This is a genomic window from Yersinia aldovae ATCC 35236, assembly GCF_000173735.1.
GTDB lineage: Bacteria > Pseudomonadota > Gammaproteobacteria > Enterobacterales > Enterobacteriaceae > Yersinia > Yersinia aldovae.
In genome coordinates this window covers 1-17650 of record NZ_ACCB01000052.1, presented here as the reverse complement: position 1 = coordinate 17650, position 17650 = coordinate 1, and the positions used below count along the sequence as shown (strand labels likewise).

The following is a 17650-nucleotide window of genomic DNA, read 5'->3' as shown; positions in this document are numbered from 1 at the left end:
CGGTTAGCCCCTTGAGGTCATCACAGATCAGCCAACAGGATCTTAGAGCGTCGCTGATAGTTATACAATTCCTGCTTTTGAATCGGTAAAACCTCCACTTCTGCTGGCGTGAAACCTCGCTCCTGAAACCAGTGGATACTGCGGGTGGTCAGGACAAACAGTTTCTTAAGCCCCATTTGGCGAGCCTGATTGGTGACCCGCTGCAACAGCATTTCGCCGCGTGAAGAGCTGCGATAATCCGGATGCACTGCAACGCAGGCCATTTCGCCTATCTGTTCTTCGGGGAACGGGTAGAGCGCGGCACAAGCAATGGTCAGGTTATCCCGTTCAATAATAGTGAATTTATCAATTTCCATTTCCAACTGTTCACGCGAACGGCGCACCAATATCCCTTGCTGTTCTAATGGTCGAATCAATTCCAGTATTCCACCAATGTCATTGATGGTGGCGCGACGCACTTGCTCGGCGCTCTCCATAACAATCTGTGTACCGATACCATCACGAGAGAATAGCTCTTGTACCAATGCGCCATCTTCCTGATAGCTCAGTAAATGGCTGCGGCGTACACCACTGCGACACGCTTTTACCGCGCCGCGCAGAAAACGGACTGTTCCTGAGTTGTAATCTCCGTCTTGTTCCAGATCTTCAATGCGCTTTTGCGCATTATTTGGGAACAGTTCTGAGATAATATTGCCTTCGCTATCGGTCACCCCTTGGGATGAGCAGAAGCCAATCATTTTTTCCGCTTTTAGTTTAATCGCTAACTGGGTAGCGACTTCTTCTGACGTAAGGTTAAAACTCTCACCGGTGACCGATACGGCAACTGGCCCCAGTAATACGATCGCACCATTATCCAATTGACGATGAATGGCCTCTTCATCAATACGGCGGATGCGGCCACTATGGCAATAATCCACACCATCATCGACACCCAGTGGCTGAGCAATAATAAAGTTACCGCTAACTACATTAATATGCGCACCTTGCAGCGGTGTATTATTCAGGCTCATCGATAATCTGGCCGTAATATCCAACTGTAATAAACCCGCAGCCTGCTTCACCATTTCCAGTGTTCGGGCGTCAGTAACTCGGGTATGTTTATGATAAATAGGCTCGTAATGGTGTTGTGCCAGATTGCTGTCAATCTGTGGACGTGCGCCGTAAACCACGACCAGCCTGATCCCAAGGCTATGTAGCAAGCCGATATCGTTGACGATACTAGAGAAATTCTCATGTTCAATCGCCTCGCCACCCAGCATGACTACAAATGTTTTGCCACGGTGCGCATTGATATAGGGAACTGAATGGCGAAACCCTTGAACCAGTTCGGTACTACGTTCCTTCACGGCAGACCTCTTTGAATTTTTATTCGCTATTTTTGTATTTTTATTTCTTTTTTGGTCAGGATGGCAAGCAACAAATTGCTAATGAATGCATATGTATGGCTCAAACTCATTAATAAATTGAATAACATAAAAATGTTTTTCTAATGACAGCATGGGATTGATTCGTTAAAGTTTTTACACATAAACTTTTTTGGTCGTTTTTTCTTCATATATTGGTAGTTACTTTGGAGTTACATGGCAGATTCGAATCATAATTCTGGGCGTCGCCGTCTATTGCAAGGTGCCGCGAGCGCCTGGATGCTGAGTGTCAGCCGGGTTGGGTTTGCTGCTTCGTCACATATTATTGCTGTCCGGGTGTGGCCCTCTTCAACCTATACCCGCGTAACGCTGGAATCCAATACCCCGCTGAAATACCGTCAGTTCAACCTGACTAATCCTGATCGCATCGTCGTTGATATCGAGGGGGTACATCTAAACAGTGTGTTGAAAGAGATCAGTAATCAGGTGCAGTCCGGCGATCCTTATCTAAAACAGGCGCGGGTAGGGCAATTTGATAAGAATACTGTCCGCCTGGTATTGGAACTCAAGCAGAGTATCAGCCCACAACTATTTACCCTGAAACCTTTTGCAGAGTTCCGTAACCGTCTGGTGGTCGATTTATACCCGAAAGAGGGCGGAAGCTCAGCAGAAAATGACCCATTGTTGGCATTATTGGAAGATTACAATAAAGGGAACGTTGAGCGGAACCTACCGGCAGAGACACCTAAAGCGGGTAAGGCTGGACGTGATAGACCGATTGTTATCATGCTAGACCCTGGGCATGGCGGGGAAGATCCCGGAGCGATTGGTAAAAATAAAACCCGTGAAAAAGATGTTGTGCTGCAAATTGCTCGCCGGCTACAGGCGCTCATCCAGAAAGAAGCCAATATGCGGGTATTTATGACCCGCAATGAAGATGTGTTTATTCCGCTAAAAGTTCGGGTGGCGAAAGCCCGTAAGTTGCGTGCCGATTTATTCATTTCAATTCATGCCGATGCGTTCACCAATCGCGCGGCCAGAGGCTCGTCGGTATTTGCGTTATCAACCAAAGGGGCAACCAGTACCACTGCACGTTTTCTGGCTCAGACACAGAACGAAGCAGACCAGATTGGCGGGATCAGTAAAAGTGGTGATCGCTATCTGGACCATACCATGATTGATTTGCTACAAACGGCGACGATTAACGATAGCCTGAAGTTCGGCAAAGAAGTGCTCAACCGCATGGGGAAAATTAATAAGCTGCACAAGAATCGTGTCGATCAAGCGGGCTTTGCTGTATTGAAAGCACCTGACATTCCATCAATTTTGGTTGAGACGGCGTTTATCAGCAATTTGGAAGAAGAGCGAAAGTTACGAACCAGCCATTTTCAGCAGCAAATTGCTGAATCAATTTTTGCTGGCATCAAAGCTTATTTTGCCAATGGTGGCGCGATGGCCCGATTTTAACGCGTAGGGCATTGTTATTGATTGAGATATATACCCTAAATAATTCGAGTTGCAGGAAGGCGGCAACTGAGAAACAAATCGGTCGGGAACCGATTTGAACAGCATTTATGCTAGCCCGTAGGGTGAGTCTCAAGGATGAGACTCATTAATCCCGATGAGTTGACGTTAGTCAATGATTCGGGTGAACGAAAGCAGCCAACACACATGCGGCTTGAAGTATGACGGGTATAAAGCCAGAAACAAAAAAACACCCTTGAGGGTGTCTGATGTTGATACGAAAATAATTAAGAATTGGTTGCGGGGGCCGGATTTGAACCGACGACCTTCGGGTTATGAGCCCGACGAGCTACCAGGCTGCTCCACCCCGCGTCCGTCTTAATACTATTTTCTATCTTGCTACTACTTTTCATTACTTAATGGTGTAATTGGTTGCGGGGGCCGGATTTGAACCGACGACCTTCGGGTTATGAGCCCGACGAGCTACCAGGCTGCTCCACCCCGCGTCCGTCATTACACTATTTACTTCGACTGCTATTCTACCTAATTCATCTTAAATTTCAAGACTATCGAACGACATTTGATACTGCTGGTAGCCAGTATCGGTTGGTTGCGGGGGCCGGATTTGAACCGACGACCTTCGGGTTATGAGCCCGACGAGCTACCAGGCTGCTCCACCCCGCGTCCGATTCAGCGCACTATACTCTGGATCAGATCTGTTGCAAGTAGTTTTGCTACTTAATTAGGGTAAATAGTTTTTTCGATTAATTTATCAACTATCTGTTTCCTTTTTCCCCACAACAGCGTCAGGGGATTTTTTTCTGCATGCTGATTCCTTTATCTATAGGCGTTTGTTATCGTTCGCCGGTAGATAAAATCCGGTAGATAAAAGTAAGTAAGAGAAGAGAAGGCGTGAAATGACAAGTCGTTGGGGTAAATACCTACTGAGTGGAATAATGATTGCTGTTTTGGCAGGTTGCCAGTCGCGGCCAACGGATCGCGGGCAGCAATATAAAGATGGGCGTCTGGAGCATCCACTGGAGTTAGTGAATGAACCACACGCAACAGGTAAGCCAGTCAACGCAAAAGATTTCTCTGATCAGGTGAAAGTGATTAACCAATCTTCACCGGGTCTGTATAACCGCAATAGTAGTACATTCAATGCAGTAGAAAATTGGATGCTGGCGGGGGCTGATCCCAGTAAGTTGAGTTTGTTTGGTCTGAATGCCTATCAGATGGAAGGGGTAGATAACTTTGGTAATGTGCAATTTACCGGTTACTACACACCGGTGCTTCAGGCCCGTTATACACCGCAAGGTGAATTCCGCCATCCACTGTATCGTATGCCCGCGAAAGGGAAACGCCGTTTACCAGATCGCGCTGCGATATATGCGGGCGCATTGGATAACAAAAATTTAGTTATCGCTTACACCAATTCTCTGGTGGATAACTTTATGATGGAAGTGCAGGGCAGCGGGTATGTGGATTACGGCGATGGACGGCCACTGACATTCTTCGGTTACGCCGGGAAAAATGGCCATGCCTATCGGAGCATCGGCAAGGTGCTGATTGATCGCGGCGAAGTGGCAAAAGCGGATATGTCGATGCAGGCTATCCGTCATTGGGCTGAAACTCACAGTGAATCGGACGTTCGGGAGCTGTTAGAACAGAATCCGTCCTTTGTCTTCTTCAAACCGGAAATGTATGCGCCGGTAAAAGGCGCGAGTGCGGTTCCATTAATTGCCAAAGCCTCTGTAGCCTCTGATCGCTCGCTAATCCCTGCGGGTAGCACGCTATTGGCGGAAGTGCCTTTGCTGGATAATCAGGGTAAATTCACCGGCCAATATCAGATGCGCCTGATGGTGGCATTGGATGTCGGTGGTGCAATTAAAGGCCAACACTTTGATATCTATCAAGGGATTGGCCATGAAGCAGGGCAAGCTGCCGGCTTCTACAACCACTATGGCCGTGTTTGGGTGTTAAAAAATGCGCAAAGCAGCGGGCCGCTGTTTACCGCTTATCAAGGTGGTACTAAAACTGCCATCACGGGTAATAGTTCGTTATTAGTGAGTAATTAGAGCCAGTAAACGGGCTATTTTGCCGGATAGACTCTACTCTTTGTCAGGCGGCCAACTGGCCGCTTTTCCATTCATATAATCGATATAATTAAAGCATTTCGACGCAATTAAGGTAATAAATCCATGAACACAACCTTTTCCGATGCTTACCAACAGCGATTTGGCGGCATAGCGCGTCTATATGGTCAGCAAGCACTGGAACTGTTTTCGCAGGCCCATGTCTGCGTCATTGGAATCGGCGGTGTAGGTTCTTGGGCTGCGGAAGCGTTGGCTCGTACCGGTATTGGTGCGATTACTTTGATTGATATGGATGATGTTTGTGTGACCAATACCAATCGCCAGATCCATGCCTTACGCCACCATGTTGGGCAGACTAAAACGGATGTGATGGCGCAACGTATTCGGGCAATCAATCCTGAATGCCGTGTGACCTGTATTGATGATTTTATCACTGCGGATAATGTCGCACAGCTTTTAAACAATAATTTCAGCTATATCATTGATGCTATTGATAGTGTACGCCCAAAAGCGGCGCTATTATCTTATTGCCGCCGCTACAAAATCCCGGTAGTGACAACGGGAGGCGCTGGTGGGCAGATCGATCCCACCCGAATTGAAGTGGTTGATCTGGCAAAAACTATTCAAGATCCGTTGGCGGCCAAGCTGCGTGAAAGATTGAAAAGTGATTTTAACGTGGTAAAAAATAGTAAAGGCAAGTTGGGGATTGATTGTGTGTTTTCCAGCGAACCACTGGTTTATCCGCAGGCGGATGGTTCGGTGTGTGCATCCCGCAGTACCGCCGAAGGGCCGAAAAAGATGGACTGCACTTCAGGTTTTGGTTCAGCCACGATGGTCACCGCCACCTTTGGTTTTGTCGCGGTATCTCATGCGTTGAAGAAAATGATGGCAAAAGCCGCCCGTCAGGGGAAATAGCCTTACCCTACATACTGAGCTGCGATAGCCTTCACCCCTTGCGCCAACGCCTGTAAACCGCTGGCGCGTGAGCTACTTAGCTGTTGGTGTAATCCTAGTTGTTCAAACAGAACCAAGGGGTCTCCTTTCAGTATCTGCTGTGGGGTTTTACCTTCCACCGCTGTGAGAATAACTGCTAGCAACCCGCGTACAATCCGGCCTTCACTGTCACCGTAGAAATGTAGACGACCATCCGGTAGGTGCTGATGCCCCAGCCATACTCTATTTTCGCAACCGGTCAGCTCCAGTTCATTGTGCTTTAATGATTCGGGTAACGGTGGGAGCTGTTTGGCCAGTAAAATCAACTGACGGTAGCGATCTTCCCATTGCTTATGGGTGCTGAATGTTTCAAGCAGTGTTGTCGCAGTTAGGCTGTGACCAAAAGGGTGTGGTGCAATTATCATTTTCTTCTCTTATTAGCGAAATTTTAATCTGCTGGCGCTTAATCTTGTAATAACGCCAGAGCGTTAGTGATCGCCTCACATAAGATTTCAACATCTTTAGCAGTATTATAAGGCGCAAAAGAGGCGCGCAGGCTACCGCTGACACCCAATGCTACCATTAAAGGCTGTGCGCAATGTTGCCCGGCACGCAATGCGATGCCTTGTTCGGCCAGTAAGGTCACTAAATCGCTGTGATGAATGCCGTCGAAATTAAACGCTAACACACTGGATTGCTGGCAACGGAAGCTGCGAAAACCAGCCAATTTAGCCAGCTTATCTTCTGCCATTGTAGCCAGGTGTTGGCTATATATTTCTGCTTCCTCCAGATCAATGCGCTCCAGCCAACGAAGCACTGCCGAGAAACCAATGACTCCCGCAATATTTGGCGTTCCCGCCTCAAAGCGATAAGGCACTTCATGGGAAGTAAAGCCGCCAAAGGAGGCATGGGTCAGCATTTTACCGCCGCCTTGCCAGGCTGGCATCTCTTCCAGTAATTCGGTTTTACCGTAAAGCACACCAATTCCCGTTGGGCCATAGAGTTTATGGGCGGAAAAAGCATAAAAATCAATATCAAGCGCTTGAACATCTGCCGGATTATGTACGACACCCTGTGCGCCATCCACGACCACCACACAATTGTATTGATGGGCGAGTGTGATCGCCTGCACCAGATCCGGGCTGCCACCGGTCACATTAGACATCTGCCCCAACGCCAATATTCGTGTTTTCTTATTAAGCAATTGGACTAATTGCTGTAAATCGGGTTGATAATCAGGGCCGATAGGCAGTTTTACTACTGTGGCACCGGTTTGTTCTGCCACCATCAACCAGGGGATAAGGTTGGCATGATGCTCTGCTTCGCTGACAATTATTTCATCCCCCGCTTGCAGGCGAGGGCGCGCATAACTTTGTGCTACCAGATTAATCGCTTCGGTCGTTCCTTTGGTCCAAATGATATTTTCTGCTGCGGGCGCATTGATAAAGTCAGCAACCTGTTGGCGGGTTTCTTCAAAACGAACCGTCAATGACCATGCTGACTGATGCTGGCTGCGGTGTACCGTTGCTACATCCTGCTGATAAAACTGCTGTGTCGCTTCAATCATGGCACGCGGCTTCAGAGCCGTTGCTGCACTGTCCAGATAGATTATTTTATCGCTAAGTGCAGGAAATTCCTGACGAAAACTCGTTGGCTCAAAAACCTTCATACTGTTTATTGCATCCTTTGGGTCACTTCGGAACTGTCTCAATTTGATACATTTTGTTCATAAATCACCCACTTACAGCCCTGAACGCTGGAAATATGTCAGAAGCGGGTTATGCTAAATAGTAATGGACATAACAATTTGTCTGGTAACTAAAATGAGTTTTTTAGCATTTTAATCTGCAAGGAGTCACCCATGAAAAAGACAGCTGCCGTAATTTCTGTACTTATGCTTACTTTTACTTTAGCCGCTTGTTCAAGCAACTACGTTATGCACACCAATGATGGTCGCACTATCGTTGCCGATGGTAAACCTAAAGTAGATGATGATACCGGAATGATAAGTTACATCGATGCCAATGGCACCGAACAGCAGATTAACCGCTCTGAGGTGAAAGAAATGGCTGAAGGTAACTAGTTTAGCGTGCAGGCAAGGTTGTTTATTGCTGAGTCAATACTGAAAAGAGGCCTGATCACCGTTTTGAGTTTATCAGCAACAAGTTAAATTTAAGCTTTATCGATGTGCAATGCGTGGTGACGCTTACATTTAGTTTCTGAATATTTAGCTTCTTAATAGAGATAAGCTCTGGAAATCAGGTAAAAAAAAGCACCGCAAATTAGCGGTGCTGCATAAAATCACTATGGACAGACAGGGTAAATGTACAGGAAGTGAAAAAAAACAGTAGCTTAGCTACTATGTCTGGCATACCAGACCATTTGCAAACACAACATCACAACCACAAAGCCAAAAGCATTTCAGTACCTGGATACTAAACCTACTTTTCGTTCCGGCTCGGGAAGTGCCGCCACTATAGGTATTTGCTGGCGCATCATCAACGGACAATTTATAATGGCTCGGATTATAAAAACTAATAAGTAAACAAAGGGTTTCATCTGAAGATGAGCCGTTATAAAAAAGTATCCAATTAATGTCAAAACGATTGCCACCCCTGAACGCCTTGCGGGTTTTCGATGCGGCCGCACGCCACCTGAGTTTTACTAAAGCAGCCGAGGAGTTATTTGTTACTCAAGCTGCTGTCAGTCACCAGATAAAGTCGCTGGAGGATTTTCTTGGGCTAAAACTCTTCCGCCGCCGTAACCGCTCTTTGCTTCTGACCGAAGAGGGGCAGAGTTACTATCTTGATATCAAAGAAATTTTCACCTCAATCAACGAAGCTACCCGCAAGTTACAGGCCCGCAGTGCAAAAGGTGCGCTAACTGTTAGCCTGCCCCCCAGCTTTGCCATTCAATGGTTGGTTCCTCGCCTCTCAAGTTTTAATGCGGCTTATCCCGGTATCGATGTCAGGATTCAAGCGGTTGATCGGGAAGAGGATAAACTGGCTGATGATGTGGATGTCGCGATATTTTATGGCCGTGGCAACTGGAGCGGCTTGCGCACTGAACGCTTATATGCTGAATTCTTATTACCGGTTTGCGCCCCCAGCCTGCTGATGGGAGAACATGGATTAAAAGTACCGGCAGATCTGGCTAATCACACTCTGTTGCATGATACTTCCCGCCGTGACTGGATGGCGTATACCCGACAACTGGGGGTTCCGCAGATTAATGTGCAGCAAGGCCCGATATTCAGTCACAGTGCGATGGTGGTTCAGGCGGCCGTACACGGGCAAGGTATTGCGCTGGTGAATAATGTTATGGCGCAATCAGAGATTGAGGCTGGACGTTTAGTCTGCCCATTTAATGATGTATTGGTAAGTAAAAATGCTTTTTATCTGGTTTGTCATGACAGTCAGGCAGAACTGGGTAAAATAGCCGCCTTTCGTCAGTGGATACTGGCCAAAGCTGCCAGCGAGCAGGAAAAGTTGCGCTTTCGCTATGACGGCTGATCAATCACAGTATCTGCGTAGTAATGACAACCCATTCATGATGGTAATCCACTACGATAAAATGGGTTATTGTCGGGCGATATAACGACATACCTGCTATGAGGGTATATACCCGTTGCCCTTCAAGATGCAGGGGTATTGGCTGCGCATACTCACCCAAACACTTAGCTATCTAAGTGTTTGGGATTTGTTCGGTTGCCAGCCTGCCTGCATCTCTAAGTAACTTGGGTGTAACGCTATCTAATTTAAGGTTAATAACGATGAATGGTCGTTTAATGCTGATATTTGCCGCCCTGAGCGGTTTCTTCTATGTCGCTTTCGGTGCTTTTGGTGCTCATGTATTGAGTGCCGCTTTGGGGCCGAATGAGATGGCCTGGGTTCGTACTGGGTTGGAATACCAAGGGTTCCATACGCTGGCAATTTTGGCGTTGGCCATTGCGATGCAACGGCAGATAAGTATTTGGTTTTACTGGAGCGGAGCCTTGTTAGCGCTTGGTATTCTGCTCTTTAGCGGCAGTTTATACTGCCTGGCTCTATCACACCTGAAACTGTGGGTATATATCACGCCAGTCGGCGGAGTATGTTTTCTGGCGGGATGGATTTTGATGTTGATTGGCGCGCTGCGTCTAAGAAAAAGGGCCGAACGCCATGAATAATAAAATTGCTTTATATTGCCGCTCAGGTTTTGAGAAAGAGTGTGCGGCAGAAATTACTGCCAAAGCGGCACAGCTCGAAATATTTGGTTTCGCACGGGTAAAAGATAACAGCGGCTATGTTCTGTTTGAGTGCTATCAACTGGAAGATGCTGACCGATTGATCCGTGAAGTGCCGTTCCGCGAATTGATTTTCGCCCGCCAGATGATGGTGGTGGGGGAATTATTGAAAGATTTGCCACCGGAAGATCGCGTATCGCCGATAGTGGGTATGTTAGTTGGTGTTGTCGAAAAAGCAGGTGAGTTACGCGTTGAAGTCGCTGATACCAATGAAAGCAAAGAGTTGCTCAAATTCTGCCGTAAGCTGACGGTGCCGTTGCGTAATGCTATGCGCGAACAGAAAATTCTTTCTGCTCGTGAAAATTCCCACCGGCCGGTAGTTCATGTGTTCTTTATTGCATCGGGTTGCTGCTATGTGGGTTATTCCTATAGCAATAATAACTCTCCATTCTATATGGGTATCCCACGCCTTAAATTCCCATCAGATGCGCCAAGCCGCTCAACGTTAAAACTGGAAGAGGCTTTCCATGTATTTATCCCGGCCGATGAATGGGAAGAACGCCTGGCAAGTGGGATGCACGCTGTCGATTTAGGCGCGTGCCCCGGTGGTTGGACTTATCAGTTAGTACAACGCAGCATGATGATACAAGCTATCGACAATGGTTCAATGGCACAAAGCCTGATGGATACCGGGCAGGTAACCCATCACCGTGTTGATGGTTTTAAATATGAGCCAACGCGCAGCAATATCTACTGGTTAGTGTGCGATATGGTCGAAAAACCGGCCAAAGTGACGCAACTTATCATTAAATGGTTGGTAAACGGTTGGTGCCGTGAGGCGATTTTCAATCTGAAATTGCCAATGAAGAAACGTTTTGAAATTGTTTTAGAAAATCTGGAAATGATGGATGAGCAACTGAAAGAAAACGGTATCAATGCCCATATCCAGGCTAAACAGCTCTACCATGACCGTGAAGAAGTGACGGTACATGTGCGTCGTATCTGGGCAGGTGTGCCGGGCCGTCGCGATGAGCGCTTTTAATCAGTCGCCATCTGTTGCTATGTCTAAGGGGCCTTTTGGCCCCTTGATTTTTATACTGAAATTATTTTTTCAGTCGAAGTTGCTGCAAATTGCCACTTAATGGCAAGTCGGTTTTCAATGTGGCAATCTGCTTGCAGATAAACGCCATTTCTTGGTGTTGTTGTAACTTTTTACGCCATTTCTCCGGTATGGATTCCAGGCTTTGATACAGTTCCTCCAGACTGCTGACTTGCTGCAATAGCAGTGCGGCGGTTTTGGCACCAATACCCGCGACCCCCGGAATCTTGCTGCTACTGATGCCCGCAAGCCCCCAATAATCAGGTAACTGGTGTGGTAATACCCCAAATTCCTGCTTTACAAATGGCATATCTAGCCAGCGTTTTTGAAAATAGTCACGAATCTGCACATTGGGAGCCAATAGCTGGCAATAGCCTTTATCGGTAGAAACGATGGTGGCCTGATGACCCGCCCCACTAATTTTTGCTACCAATGTCGCGGCCAGATCGTCAGCTTCATTGCCCGGCGAGTGCCAGCAGGCAACCCCCAGCGCATTGAATGCTTCACGGATGTGCGGCATTTCCTGTTGCAGATTATCTGGCATCGGTGAGCGGCCTGCTTTGTAGTCCGGCAAGCATTGATGACGCCAGCTATCGGAGCGGTCATCCTCATCAAACACGGCAACCGCATGAGTAGGCTGGCTATGTGAAATAAGCTGTTGCAACGCATGTTGGCAGGCATTTACACAGGGTGAACCCTGCACCGCATGGATGCGACGAATAAGATTAAGGGCATCGACGATAAGAAGGTGGATTTGCATAGCCTGTCTTATATGAGGTTAAGCCAGATTAATGTCGGGCAGCGTTAGCCGATGCACTGATTGCTAATGCTGCCCGGAGAAGGTGGTTTAGCTGCAAATTTCATAACAAGGCGTATAAGCAGTACCCGGTAACTTCATGCGATGCTGCGCAATAAAGCCTTGCAGCAAGCTATCCATTTGTTTCATCAATTGCGGATCGCCATGCAATTTGTAAGGCCCGTGCTCTTCAATGGCCTGAATCCCCACTTCTTTAACATTACCCGCTACAATGCCAGAGAATGCACGGCGAAGTGCTGCCGCCAGTTGTTCTGGTGGTTGGTTATGAGACAAATCGAGGTTCGCCATATTTTCGTGGCTCGGTTCGAACGGATGTTGTAAATCTGGCGCAATACGGATGGACCAGTTGAAGCTATAAGCATCACCGGTGTTGCGGCGGTTCTCTTTCACCAGCGGCATCGCTTGTTTCATCTGGCGGGCAACTTCATTCGGATTATCGATAATGATTTGGTAATATTTACGCGCATCATCGCCCAGCGTATTCATGATAAATTCATCCACAACACGGAAGTAATCAGCACTCTCTTTTGGCCCCGTCAGGATCAGTGGTAATACCTGTTCACTGTTCTCCGGATTCATCAGAATACCTAACAGATAGAGTAACTCTTCCGCTGTCCCCACACCGCCTGGGAAGATAATAATGCCATGTGCGATACGAACGAATGCCTCAAGCCGTTTTTCAATATCCGGCATGATAATTAATTCATTGACCAGCGGATTGGGTGGCTCAGCTGCAATGATTGAAGGTTCGGTCATCCCGATGAAACGGCCATTTCTGTAGCGTTGCTGGGCATGGCCCACTGCGGCACCTTTCATCGGTGCTTCCATCGCTCCTGGCCCGCAGCCGGTACAGATATTCAACTCTCGTAAACCCAGTTGGCTACCTACTTTGCGTGCATACAAGTATTCGGTTTCATTGATTGAATGGCCGCCCCAACACACAATCATATTCGGGTCTTCATCAAGATGCAGGGCGCGGGCATTACGCAAAATAGAAAAGACCAGATTGGTCAAATGGCTGGAGCTTTCCATATCAAGATGTTGGAAGCGCCCAGCATTAACGATTTGGCCATTCACAAACAGAATGTCACGTAAGACCGCAAACAGGTTTGCCTGCAACGAGCGGATGATTTTGCCATCGACAAAGGCATGTTCTGGCGGATTTACCAGTTCGAGTTTTACGCCACGTTCGCGCCGCAGAACGTTGATATCAAAGTCTTCATAGCGCGATAAAAGCTCTTTACTGTTATCGGTAAGGCTACCTGAATTGAGAACAGCCAATGAACAGTTGCGGAATAAACGATACAGGTCGCTGCTGGCGGTTCGTTTGAGCATATCCACTTCGAGCTGTGACAACAGATCCATTGAACCAAGTGGGCTGACATGTGTAATCAAAGTTACTCCTTTACACCTCTAAGGGTGGTGGTGTCCGTGTATATCCTTCGTTCTTGAAACCGCAGGGGTGTCACCCGAATCACTGACTTAATGTGAGTTCATCGGGATTTGTTTGCCGCCTACCTGCAACGCCAATGACTTTGGGTATATCAGAATGCTGCTTTCTGTTTTGCCGTGGAATATCAAACAGATCATTCTGTATCACTCACTGATTTATTTACTGAAAATCGTGTGGAGATACTGTAATTAACCTTAACGTTGTCTCTTGATTTTTGCTAATACTAACGTGCGCAAAGCGCAATGTTGCGCAGACGCGCGCATTTATTGCCGTGCCAGGCGGCCAGTTGCGGGCACAAAATCGGTATTAGAGCGCCACGGGTTGATATCCAGCCCACCACGGCGGGTATAGCGTGCATAAACCGATAATGTTTCTGGCTGACAAAAACGCATGATGTCGTTAAAAATACGCTCTACGCACTGTTCATGAAATTCATTATGATGGCGGAATGAAACCAGATAACGCAGCAGTGCCTCACGATTAATCTGTGGGCCACGGTAGCGTATTTGCACGGAACCCCAATCCGGCTGGTGGGTTATCAGGCAGTTGGATTTGAGCAGGTGGCTTACCAGACTCTCTTCCACATGATGTTGACGGGTTGAGTTTTGCAGATAGTCTGCACTGAATTCATAACTCTCAATGCGAATATCCTGATGATCCAGGCATTCACCGCTGAAATTAGCGATGGGTTGATCGGTTATATCATCAAGGGGGAATATCCGAACGCTGACCTCACCCTGCGCACAGACGGCCAAGTCCTGTTGCAGCGTGGCCTGCACGCTTTCCCAGTCAGCAAAAACGGTTTGGTTGAAGCTGTTGAGGTAAAGTTTGAAGCTTTTGGACTCGATCAAATTAACGCTTTTCGCATTCAGGCTGATTTCCCCCACGGCAACTTGTGGCAGGCCATTACTGTTTAGCCAGGACAACTCATATAATGTCCAGATGTCCGCGCCATGAAAAGGCAAGTTATCTGGATATAAACCGAGAGGCTCGCGGTTCATACTGCGCGGCACGGCCTGTAACAGTGTTGCGTCATAGTGGTCGCGATAAGCTGTGGGTTTACCCAGCGTCAGTTGCGCCAGAGCCTTGTTATCTTGATATGAAGACATGCTGTCCCCTTGATGAGAGAAAGGTACAATAGCCGTAGTTTATCAATTTATGCCGCGTTTAACTGCATTTCTAAGGGGGAATCCGCGCCCCTGAATCTTGCAGAGTCACTCGCCGCAATACTGAGAGTCAGAATGGACCAGAATGTTTCAGCGACACTGAGCAGTTTCACTCAACGCTATATAGAGCAGTGGCAGCAACACACCGGGCACCCACCCGCCAGTGAGGAGCTGTATGGCGTGCCTTCACCATGCATTGTGGAAACCCGTGATAATCAGGTGCTTTGGTTGCCCCAGCCATTTGTGGCAGAGGCGACGTTGATCAATGTTGAACGTGCGTTGGAGATTAAGCTGCATCCAGATATTCATACTTTTTACACTCTGCAATATGCTGGCGATATGGTGGCTGATTTGGGTGACCACCGTTTCACATTGTTGCAGGTATGGAGTGACGATGATTTTATTCGTTTACAGGAAAATTTGATTGGTCATCTGGTGACACAAAAAAGACTAAAACTCTCGCCAACCCTATTTTTAGCCACCACAGAGTCGGAAATGACGATGGCTTCTCTGTGTAATGTCAGCGGTAACGTGGTGCTAGAGCAGTTTGGCAGTGGAAAACGCACGCTGCTTGCCGCAACGCTGGCCCATTTCCTTGATGCGTTACGCCCAGTATTACCTGAGTAATGTAACGGTTATTGTCTATTTCGGCGCAGCTGGTGTGAGATATCTCGCACATCAGCTGTGAGACATCACTTCTATTATTTTTATGTAAAATCTCCGTGTTACATTTATCTTCAATAAAATCATTTTGTTATAAAAATTCATATTTTTGTATGTAAAAGTGTTTGTCGCATTCTTGCTACAGTACCTTGTCTCACTTGGTCGATTAAGCGATCCTTTACCCGCAGGATAGGATCCGGCGGAGAAGGAAGACATCGGGATGGTGTCGCTTCAGGATGAAGAACACAGGGACTGCTTAGGACGAGTGAAGGGACGTTTCAGGATGAAACAAAGGACACCTCCAGGATGGAGACTGAGAGCCAGTTCAGGATGATTGGTGGGTTAGGATAACCGTAGGATTAGCACCGGTATGGTGTAGGATAACGCGACGGATTGCCGGTTAGGATAACCACACGGAAAAGTTTTCAAGGATTGAGCAGGGAGCATCACTTTTAGCTGGATTGCTATGAAACGAATAGAGGGGTACTGGTAAAACAGTACCCCTTTTTTTATCTGCATTTTGCTTAAACCAAATCGGTTGTTTATGGTGTTAGTTGGGCATCGTCGGCTTCAATGGTATGCTTTGCCGCCGTTGAGCCAGCCCGGTAATGGGCCGTTTTTGGGTTGAGAACATAATCATGAGTACAGAAAATAAGGTGCGTCAGAACCTACAGGATATTGAGCTTGCCATGCGTACCGTTGATCTCTGGCAAACTTTCCCGCCGCCAGTTGAAGCTTTCGCAAGTAACGAGCCGTTCAGCATTGATACCATGTCAGCAGAGCAGTGGCTGCAATGGGTATTTATTCCCAGAATGTATGCATTATTGGAATCTAATGGCCCGTTCCCCACTCGTTTTGCCATTACGCCGTATTTTGAAGAAGCGCTGACTGGCGAGGGTCGCCCGGATTGCACCTTACTGCTGGTAGAATTACAGCGTCTCGATGACCTGCTAAATAAAGAAAGTCACTAATGCTGGAAATACTCTATCAAGATGAACATATTGTCGCGGTAAATAAACCTGCCGGATGGTTAGTACACCGCAGTTGGCTGGACAGTAATGAAACGGTATTTGTGATGCAGACGGTGCGCGACCAGATTGGTCAGCATGTGTATACCGTCCACCGGTTAGACCGGCCAACCTCTGGCGTACTGCTAATGGCGCTATCTAGTGAGGTAGCCCGTACACTTTCCTTGCAATTTGAACAACATCAAATCCAGAAAACATATCATGCGGTGGTTCGTGGTTATGTGCTGGAAAGTGGCACCGTTGATTATGCGATGGCTGAAGAGCTGGATAAAATTGCAGATAAACGGGCCAGACAAGACAAAGCGCCGCAGCCATCCGTGACCCATTATCAGCCGGTGGCTCAAGTGGAAGTACCATTAGCTATTGGGCGCTATGAAACCGCCCGCTACAGTCTGGTGGCACTCAAGCCAGAAACCGGGCGTAAGCATCAATTAAGGCGTCATATGGCGCATATTCGCCACCCTATCATCGGTGACACTGCGCACGGTGATTTGCGCCAGAATCGGGGAGTAGCGGAGCATTTTGCTTGTCCGCGGCTGATGCTCCATGCCAGTCATTTACAACTAAACCATCCGGTAACCGGTGAAGCACTTTTGCTCACCGCTCGCTGGGATGCGTCGTGGCAAGGATTGATGTCACACTTTGGTTGGTCTGGTATTGCTCCTGATGTTGAAAGGGTTGAGTTTTCTGATACTGCGGATCAGGATAGTGAGTGATTTTTTTAGTTAAAAAGGAATGTTATTTATGGCTCAGGTCGGGATCTTTATCGGCACTGTTTATGGTAATTCGTTGTTAGTGGCGGAAGACGCCGAGAACATACTGAAAGACCAGGGGCATGAAGTAAAATTGTTTGATGAGGGTACGCTTGAAGCCTGGCAGTACTACCGTCAACATTATGCATTAGTGGTAACATCAACCACTGGACAGGGTGATTTCCCTGACAGTATTGCCCCTCTCTTTGTCGCTGTTCGCGATCAGGTCGGGTTCCAGCCAGAGCTGCGCTATGGCATTATTGCCTTGGGTGATAGTAGCTATGATAATTTCTGCGGCGCAGGGCGCGCATTTGATGCACTGCTGCAAGAGCAGGGGGCGACACGGATTGGCGAAAGACTGGAAATTGACGCGATGGAACACCCAGAGCCTGAAGTGGTTTCAGCGTTGTGGGTAGAAAAATGGGGCCGCTTGCTTAATCTTTAAATACTTAGCTCAGCCACTACATTGAAAGCGACCGTATCTACGGTCGCCATACTCCACGGTGATTATCTCTGATAGCTACACTTTCTTAATAAGTAATCTCTGCCCTGGGAAATCGATTAGTACGGTGAATCTGTCGAGGAAATTT

The 17650-nt window shown here is 47.5% G+C and carries 17 protein-coding genes and 3 tRNA genes; 11 read left to right on the top strand and 9 right to left on the bottom strand.

Going from position 1 to position 17650, the window contains the following annotated elements; genetic code table 11:
- Positions 1 to 20: 20 nt before the first annotated feature.
- Complete coding sequence (argA, locus tag YALDO0001_RS17615) at positions 21 to 1346, bottom strand: amino-acid N-acetyltransferase (protein ID WP_004705140.1); 1326 nt, start codon at positions 1344 to 1346, stop codon at positions 21 to 23.
- A 234-nt stretch (positions 1347 to 1580) separates the two neighbouring features.
- Between argA and amiC the strand changes: the two genes are divergently transcribed.
- A complete protein-coding gene (amiC, locus tag YALDO0001_RS17610; RefSeq protein ID WP_004705139.1) occupies positions 1581 to 2831 on the top strand; it encodes an N-acetylmuramoyl-L-alanine amidase AmiC in 1251 nt (416 codons plus the stop codon).
- Positions 2832 to 3123: 292 nt separating this feature from the next.
- Here the strand turns inward: amiC and YALDO0001_RS17605 are convergent.
- The 3 genes from YALDO0001_RS17605 to YALDO0001_RS17595 all read right to left on the bottom strand — a co-directional run bounded on the left by YALDO0001_RS17605 (position 3124) and on the right by YALDO0001_RS17595 (position 3512).
- Positions 3124 to 3200 (bottom strand) — tRNA-Met (locus YALDO0001_RS17605).
- Positions 3201 to 3257: 57 nt separating this feature from the next.
- Positions 3258 to 3334: transfer RNA gene (locus YALDO0001_RS17600), tRNA-Met, on the bottom strand.
- 101 nt (positions 3335 to 3435) lie between these two features.
- Positions 3436 to 3512 (bottom strand) — tRNA-Met (locus YALDO0001_RS17595).
- 233 nt (positions 3513 to 3745) lie between these two features.
- On the opposite strand from YALDO0001_RS17595, the gene mltA reads away from it, so the two are divergent.
- Positions 3746 to 4906 carry a murein transglycosylase A gene (gene mltA / locus YALDO0001_RS17590; RefSeq protein ID WP_042840443.1) on the top strand — a complete coding sequence of 387 codons (1161 nt, stop codon included), beginning with the start codon at positions 3746 to 3748 and terminating at the stop codon, positions 4904 to 4906.
- A 123-nt stretch (positions 4907 to 5029) separates the two neighbouring features.
- The gene (tcdA, locus tag YALDO0001_RS17585) at positions 5030 to 5839 is read left to right on the top strand and encodes a tRNA cyclic N6-threonylcarbamoyladenosine(37) synthase TcdA (RefSeq protein WP_004705134.1); all 810 of its coding nucleotides are present in this window, start codon (positions 5030 to 5032) and stop codon (positions 5837 to 5839) included.
- A gap of 2 nt (positions 5840 to 5841) precedes the next feature.
- On the opposite strand, the gene csdE is transcribed toward tcdA, so the two are convergent.
- Positions 5842 to 6282 (bottom strand): cysteine desulfurase sulfur acceptor subunit CsdE, encoded by a 441-nt coding sequence (gene csdE / locus YALDO0001_RS17580; RefSeq protein ID WP_004705133.1) that lies wholly within the window; start codon positions 6280 to 6282, stop codon positions 5842 to 5844.
- 38 nt (positions 6283 to 6320) lie between these two features.
- Entirely contained in the window at positions 6321 to 7526 is a 1206-nt protein-coding gene (csdA, locus tag YALDO0001_RS17575; RefSeq protein WP_004705131.1) for a cysteine desulfurase CsdA, read from the bottom strand.
- 192 nt (positions 7527 to 7718) lie between these two features.
- Here csdA and YALDO0001_RS17570 point away from each other — a divergent pair, with 192 nt between their 5' ends.
- The 4 genes from YALDO0001_RS17570 to rlmM all read left to right on the top strand — a co-directional run bounded on the left by YALDO0001_RS17570 (position 7719) and on the right by rlmM (position 11124).
- The gene (locus YALDO0001_RS17570; RefSeq protein WP_042840441.1) at positions 7719 to 7940 is read left to right on the top strand and encodes a YgdI/YgdR family lipoprotein; all 222 of its coding nucleotides are present in this window, start codon (positions 7719 to 7721) and stop codon (positions 7938 to 7940) included.
- 511 nt (positions 7941 to 8451) lie between these two features.
- A complete protein-coding gene (locus tag YALDO0001_RS17565; RefSeq protein WP_004705126.1) occupies positions 8452 to 9369 on the top strand; it encodes a transcriptional regulator GcvA in 918 nt (305 codons plus the stop codon).
- A 260-nt stretch (positions 9370 to 9629) separates the two neighbouring features.
- A complete protein-coding gene (locus YALDO0001_RS17560; protein ID WP_004705122.1) occupies positions 9630 to 10025 on the top strand; it encodes a DUF423 domain-containing protein in 396 nt (131 codons plus the stop codon).
- Complete coding sequence (gene rlmM / locus YALDO0001_RS17555) at positions 10018 to 11124, top strand: 23S rRNA (cytidine(2498)-2'-O)-methyltransferase RlmM (RefSeq protein WP_042840439.1); 1107 nt, start codon at positions 10018 to 10020, stop codon at positions 11122 to 11124. Before YALDO0001_RS17560 ends, rlmM begins: the two co-directional genes overlap by 8 nt.
- 61 nt (positions 11125 to 11185) lie before the next feature.
- Here the strand turns inward: rlmM and xni are convergent, their stop codons facing one another.
- The 3 genes from xni to queF all read right to left on the bottom strand — a co-directional run bounded on the left by xni (position 11186) and on the right by queF (position 14560).
- A complete protein-coding gene (gene xni, locus YALDO0001_RS17550; RefSeq protein WP_004705118.1) occupies positions 11186 to 11941 on the bottom strand; it encodes a flap endonuclease Xni in 756 nt (251 codons plus the stop codon).
- A gap of 87 nt (positions 11942 to 12028) precedes the next feature.
- Positions 12029 to 13393, bottom strand: a complete 1365-nt coding sequence (ppnN, locus tag YALDO0001_RS17545) for a nucleotide 5'-monophosphate nucleosidase PpnN (protein ID WP_042840438.1) — start codon at positions 13391 to 13393, stop codon at positions 12029 to 12031.
- A 321-nt stretch (positions 13394 to 13714) separates the two neighbouring features.
- The gene (queF, locus tag YALDO0001_RS17540) at positions 13715 to 14560 is read right to left on the bottom strand and encodes an NADPH-dependent 7-cyano-7-deazaguanine reductase QueF (RefSeq protein ID WP_004705114.1); all 846 of its coding nucleotides are present in this window, start codon (positions 14558 to 14560) and stop codon (positions 13715 to 13717) included.
- Positions 14561 to 14692: 132 nt separating this feature from the next.
- On the opposite strand from queF, the gene syd reads away from it, so the two are divergent.
- From syd to YALDO0001_RS17520, 4 genes are all read left to right on the top strand, one after another.
- Positions 14693 to 15244 (top strand): SecY-interacting protein, encoded by a 552-nt coding sequence (syd, locus tag YALDO0001_RS17535; RefSeq protein ID WP_004705112.1) that lies wholly within the window; start codon positions 14693 to 14695, stop codon positions 15242 to 15244.
- Positions 15245 to 15918: 674 nt separating this feature from the next.
- Positions 15919 to 16251, top strand: coding sequence for a YqcC family protein (locus tag YALDO0001_RS17530; protein ID WP_042840447.1), 333 nt, complete (start codon positions 15919 to 15921; stop codon positions 16249 to 16251).
- The gene (truC, locus tag YALDO0001_RS17525) at positions 16251 to 17024 is read left to right on the top strand and encodes a tRNA pseudouridine(65) synthase TruC (RefSeq protein ID WP_004705111.1); all 774 of its coding nucleotides are present in this window, start codon (positions 16251 to 16253) and stop codon (positions 17022 to 17024) included. Before YALDO0001_RS17530 ends, truC begins: the two co-directional genes overlap by 1 nt.
- A gap of 28 nt (positions 17025 to 17052) precedes the next feature.
- Positions 17053 to 17505, top strand: coding sequence for a flavodoxin (locus YALDO0001_RS17520; protein ID WP_042840437.1), 453 nt, complete (start codon positions 17053 to 17055; stop codon positions 17503 to 17505).
- The last annotated feature ends 145 nt before the right edge of the window (positions 17506 to 17650 follow it).

Excerpts from the sequence above, each read along its gene's own strand:
- truC (WP_004705111.1), top strand. The coding sequence starts at position 16,251 with ATGCTGGAAATACTCTATCAAGATGAACATATTGTCGCGGTAAATAAA.
- csdA (WP_004705131.1), bottom strand. The coding sequence starts at position 7,526 with ATGAAGGTTTTTGAGCCAACGAGTTTTCGTCAGGAATTTCCTGCACTT.
- tcdA (WP_004705134.1), top strand. The coding sequence starts at position 5,030 with ATGAACACAACCTTTTCCGATGCTTACCAACAGCGATTTGGCGGCATA.
- amiC (WP_004705139.1), top strand. The coding sequence starts at position 1,581 with ATGGCAGATTCGAATCATAATTCTGGGCGTCGCCGTCTATTGCAAGGT.
- YALDO0001_RS17570 (WP_042840441.1), top strand. The coding sequence starts at position 7,719 with ATGAAAAAGACAGCTGCCGTAATTTCTGTACTTATGCTTACTTTTACT.
- YALDO0001_RS17560 (WP_004705122.1), top strand. The coding sequence starts at position 9,630 with ATGAATGGTCGTTTAATGCTGATATTTGCCGCCCTGAGCGGTTTCTTC.
- YALDO0001_RS17565 (WP_004705126.1), top strand. The coding sequence starts at position 8,452 with ATGTCAAAACGATTGCCACCCCTGAACGCCTTGCGGGTTTTCGATGCG.
- mltA (WP_042840443.1), top strand. The coding sequence starts at position 3,746 with ATGACAAGTCGTTGGGGTAAATACCTACTGAGTGGAATAATGATTGCT.
- xni (WP_004705118.1), bottom strand. The coding sequence starts at position 11,941 with ATGCAAATCCACCTTCTTATCGTCGATGCCCTTAATCTTATTCGTCGC.
- rlmM (WP_042840439.1), top strand. The coding sequence starts at position 10,018 with ATGAATAATAAAATTGCTTTATATTGCCGCTCAGGTTTTGAGAAAGAG.
- queF (WP_004705114.1), bottom strand. The coding sequence starts at position 14,560 with ATGTCTTCATATCAAGATAACAAGGCTCTGGCGCAACTGACGCTGGGT.
- csdE (WP_004705133.1), bottom strand. The coding sequence starts at position 6,282 with ATGATAATTGCACCACACCCTTTTGGTCACAGCCTAACTGCGACAACA.
- YALDO0001_RS17520 (WP_042840437.1), top strand. The coding sequence starts at position 17,053 with ATGGCTCAGGTCGGGATCTTTATCGGCACTGTTTATGGTAATTCGTTG.
- YALDO0001_RS17530 (WP_042840447.1), top strand. The coding sequence starts at position 15,919 with ATGAGTACAGAAAATAAGGTGCGTCAGAACCTACAGGATATTGAGCTT.
- syd (WP_004705112.1), top strand. The coding sequence starts at position 14,693 with ATGGACCAGAATGTTTCAGCGACACTGAGCAGTTTCACTCAACGCTAT.